At 73.8% G+C, this 3,500-nt stretch carries 6 protein-coding genes; 4 read left to right on the top strand and 2 right to left on the bottom strand.

Features of this window, described 5'->3' with window-relative positions:
• Window positions 1-264 precede the first annotated feature (264 nt).
• The 4 genes from gvpJ to gvpO are packed head-to-tail and all read left to right on the top strand — an operon-like array spanning window position 265 to window position 2,033.
• Window positions 265-699 carry a gas vesicle protein GvpJ gene (gvpJ, locus tag E1289_RS36910; protein WP_131988719.1) on the top strand — a complete coding sequence of 145 codons (435 nt, stop codon included), beginning with the start codon at window positions 265-267 and terminating at the stop codon, window positions 697-699.
• Window positions 696-1,499: a GvpL/GvpF family gas vesicle protein gene (locus E1289_RS36905; RefSeq protein ID WP_131988717.1), complete on the top strand. Its 804-nt coding sequence runs from the start codon at window positions 696-698 to the stop codon at window positions 1,497-1,499. The genes gvpJ and E1289_RS36905 overlap by 4 nt, the downstream gene beginning before the upstream one ends.
• Window positions 1,500-1,501: 2 nt before the next feature.
• On the top strand, window positions 1,502-1,762 hold the full coding sequence (locus E1289_RS36900; protein ID WP_131988715.1) for a gas vesicle protein GvpG: 261 nt from the start codon (window positions 1,502-1,504) through the stop codon (window positions 1,760-1,762).
• Window positions 1,763-1,772: 10 nt separating this feature from the next.
• Window positions 1,773-2,033: a gas vesicle protein GvpO gene (gene gvpO / locus E1289_RS36895; protein WP_131988713.1), complete on the top strand. Its 261-nt coding sequence runs from the start codon at window positions 1,773-1,775 to the stop codon at window positions 2,031-2,033.
• A 213-nt stretch (window positions 2,034-2,246) separates the two neighbouring features.
• On the opposite strand, the gene E1289_RS36890 is transcribed toward gvpO, so the two are convergent.
• Window positions 2,247-3,095 (bottom strand): methyltransferase domain-containing protein, encoded by an 849-nt coding sequence (locus E1289_RS36890; protein ID WP_207929408.1) that lies wholly within the window; start codon window positions 3,093-3,095, stop codon window positions 2,247-2,249.
• A gap of 89 nt (window positions 3,096-3,184) precedes the next feature.
• The coding region (locus E1289_RS36885; RefSeq protein ID WP_131988711.1) for an ATP-binding cassette domain-containing protein at window positions 3,185-3,500 on the bottom strand (316 nt) is incomplete at its 5' end.

Here is a 3,500-nt window from a genome sequence, read left to right as displayed (position 1 = left end):
TGACCCGCCCGCACCCGCCCGTACCCGCCGCATCCGCCCGCGGGCACCGGTGACCCGGAAATCCTGACCCGCCCCGGCGCGGCTTCGCGTACGTCCCCGGGGGGACGGCCCCTTCGGCCGCCCCCCGGGGACGTGCGCTTTTGACCGGGGGGTGACCGAATCGCGGTGACCTGTTTAGGCAGATCGGTGGGGGTAAAGAGGTGGCGTGCACGGAACGGAAAACCCCCGAATACCACCAGACCCCCACACACAGGGAGATATGACATGACTGGGCCGATCGCCCAGCAGACCTCGGGCACCAGCCAAGTCCAGCGCGGCGGCTCCGGCAGCGGCCTCGCCGACGTGGTCGACCTGATCCTGGAAAAGGGACTGGTCATCGACCTGTACGCCCGGGTGTCTCTGGTCGGAATCGAGATCCTCACCGTCGACGTGCGGATCGTCGTCGCCAGCGTCGACACCTACCTGCGCTTCGCCGAGGCCGTGAACCGCCTCGACATCGCCCACGACGGCACCTCGCAGGGGCTGCCGCAGTTCGTCGAGGGGATGCAGGAGTCCGGCGCGAAGAAGAAGACCCGCGGCGCCCTGGAGGGCGCAGGGGAACGCCTGAAGGAGACCTTCGGCGGCGACGAGGACTCCGACGAGGACAAGCAGTCCGCCAGGCGCCGCTCGTCCCGCAAGAAGGAGGACGAAGAGTCATGACCACGCCGCAGTCCCCCGGCGGCAACACCCCCGGGGACACCCCCCAGGACGACCGGGCGCCGCAGTACATCTACGGCGTGACCCGCTCGGGCGCCCCCCTGCCCGGTGACGTGCCCGGCCTGGACGACAAGCCGGTGACGCTGGTCGAGGACGGCGGCGTGTGCGCCGCGATCGTCAGCGACCTGCCGCAGGGCCGCGCCCTCGGCGAACGCGCCGACCTGGTCGCCCACCAGCGCGTCCTGAACGCCCTGGTCGACGCCGGCACCGTCGTGCTGCCGTTCCGGTTCGGCGCGGCACTGGCCGACCGCGAGGCCGTGGAGAAGGAACTGCTGGCCGGGAACTCCGACCGGTTCGGGCAGATCCTGGAGCAGCTCGACGGCATGGTCGAACTGCGGGTGAAGGCCACCTACGTCCAGGACGCGGTCCTGCGCGAGATCATGGCGGGCGACGCGGAGATCGCCGAGCTGTCGCAGCGGCTGCGGGAGGTCCCGCCCGACGCCGCCGACGCCGTCTACTACGACCGGATCCGCCTCGGCGAGCTGATCGCCCAGACGATGGAGCGGATGCGCGAGTCCGACGGCCGGACGCTGCTGGAGGGCGCCGCCCCCGCCGCCGAGGCCGCCGTCACCAAGACGCCCGCCCGCGAGGAGGACGTCCTGGACGCCTCGTTCCTGGTCCACGCCGACCGGCGCGCCGAGTTCGAGCAGGCCGTCGAAAAGCTCGCCGGCGACCACGCCGAGCGCGTCAAGGTCCGGCTCATCGGACCGCTTCCGCCCTACGACTTCGTCCCGGAGGAATGACGATGGGACTGTTCACCGGGCTGGTGACGCTGCCCCTCGCGCCCGTACGCGGCGTGATGTGGCTGGCCGAGACCCTGACCGAGCAGGCCGAGGCGCAGCTGTACGACCCGGGCCGCATCGCCGCGGAGATGCAGCAGGTCGCCGACGAGGTCGCCGCCGGGGAGATCACCGAGGAGGAGGCCGCCGAACGCGAGGAGGAGCTGATCCAGCGCCTCAACGAGGGCCGTGCGCGCGAGCAGGCCCGCCTCGCCGGCGGCGGCTAGGAGGCCCGCCATGATGTCCGCGTCCGAGGCCGCCAAACGCGCGGCCGAGCATGTCACCGCGATGACCGGCCGCAGCGCCGAAAGCGTGGTGGGCCTGGAACGCGCCGGCGAGGACGGCTGGCGCGTCCAGGTGGAGGTCGTGGAGACCCGCCGCATCCCCGATTCCGCCGACATCCTCGCGATCTACGAGACCGAGGTCGACGCGGACGGGGAACTGGTCGGGTACCGCCGCGCCCGCCGCTATCCCCGCGGACGAGTGGAGAGGGACTGACCGCAGATGAGTGAGATCTCCCGGCCCGGGACCCGGCCGCCACCACCAGTCCCGCGTTGACAGGAAGGGCCAACGCATCCCCCGGGGCACTGCAGGGCGCCCCGGGGGAGCGGCCCGCAGAACGGCACAGACCCCGGTGGGGGGCTCGCGCCGAGGGCCGAGCCCCTCACCGGCCCCCACCCGGAGCGAACCGGGCGCCCGCACGCCTCACCCTCACGCGGGGCGGACGGCGACGGCCTTGAAGAACGTGTAGCAGAACGTCCCGTCCTCGTCCGCCGCACGCCGCAGGTCCGCCACACCGCGGTCCCAGCCGGCGGGCGTGGACAGCCCCGCCGCGACGGCCTCGGCACCCACCGCCTCGACCATCGCGGTGAAGGTGTCCAGGGTGAACCCCCGCACGAGCGCGGGACGCGACGCGTCGGCGTACACGGTCCTGGGGGAGACCACCACGTCCTCGTATCCGGCGCCGGTCAGCAGCGGCCGCAGCCGCCGCCCGATCAGGCCGTCCCCGCCGGCCCGGTCCTGCAGCGTCACCAGGTGCCCGATCGCCGCGCGGGCGTGGGCGCTGTCGGGATGCAGGAACGCCGACCCGTGATCGCCCTCGATCACCGTGAGCGTCCCACCCGGCCGCAGCACCCGCCGCAGCGCCGCCAGCGCGGCGCCCGGATCGGGCAGATGCTCCAGGACGAAGCACACGAACACGTGGTCGAACTCGCCGTCCCCGAACGGCAGCTCGTGCAGATCGGCGCGCAGCCACGCGACCCGCGCGCCCGGACCGGACGCGGCGACGCGCGCGCGGGCCTCGGCCAGCGACGCCGCCGAGACGTCGACGGCGGTCAGGTGCGCGCCGGGGGAGCGCGCCACCAGGTGCACCGTCTGCGCGCCGACCCCGCAGCCGGCCTCCAGCACCCGGCTCCCGGCCGGGTAGGAGGTCCCCTCGTGCAGCAGCCCGGCCAGCGTGTCGGCCTGGTCGCCGAGCCGCCGCGCCTCGCGGCCCGAGTAGCCGTGCACGTAACCGCCCGGCCCCGCACCGCCGGGCCCCGTCGTCATCGTGGTGTCCATGAGACCACCGTGGCCCAGGCAATGGTCTTCCGAGAAAGTCCAATCAACAGGAGTCGGACCGGACCAATCCGCGGTCTGTGCGGCGGTCCTCACGCGGCCAGCAGCTCCGCCTCCCACAGGTCCCGGTACGCGCCCGCCACCGCGAGCAGCTCACCGTGCCGGCCGCGCTGCACCACCCGGCCCCGATCCAGCACCACCACCTCGTCGGCCGCGTCCAGTGCCGCGAGCCGGTGCGTGACCAGCAGCAACGTCCCGCCGCCCGGCGCCGCCAGCAGATCCCGGACCAGCGCGTCGGCCGCCACCGGGTCCAGCGCCTCCGCCGGCTCGTCCAGCACCAGCACCGGCGGATCCGCCAGCAGCGCCCGCGCCAGCAGCAGCCGCTGCCGCTGCCCGCCCGACAGACCC

It is taken from the genome of Actinomadura sp. 6K520 (genome assembly GCF_004349245.1).
Classification (GTDB): Bacteria; Actinomycetota; Actinomycetes; order Streptosporangiales; family Streptosporangiaceae; genus Spirillospora.
Note: the sequence above shows the minus strand (reverse complement) of the source record. Positions and strands in the feature narration are given on the sequence as shown.

Bases quoted from the DNA above. Each gene is read 5' to 3' on its own strand.
- gvpJ (WP_131988719.1), top strand. From the start codon at position 265: ATGACTGGGCCGATCGCCCAGCAGACCTCGGGCACCAGCCAAGTCCAG.
- E1289_RS36905 (WP_131988717.1), top strand. From the start codon at position 696: ATGACCACGCCGCAGTCCCCCGGCGGCAACACCCCCGGGGACACCCCC.
- E1289_RS36900 (WP_131988715.1), top strand. From the start codon at position 1,502: ATGGGACTGTTCACCGGGCTGGTGACGCTGCCCCTCGCGCCCGTACGC.
- gvpO (WP_131988713.1), top strand. From the start codon at position 1,773: ATGATGTCCGCGTCCGAGGCCGCCAAACGCGCGGCCGAGCATGTCACC.
- E1289_RS36890 (WP_207929408.1), bottom strand. From the start codon at position 3,095: ATGGACACCACGATGACGACGGGGCCCGGCGGTGCGGGGCCGGGCGGT.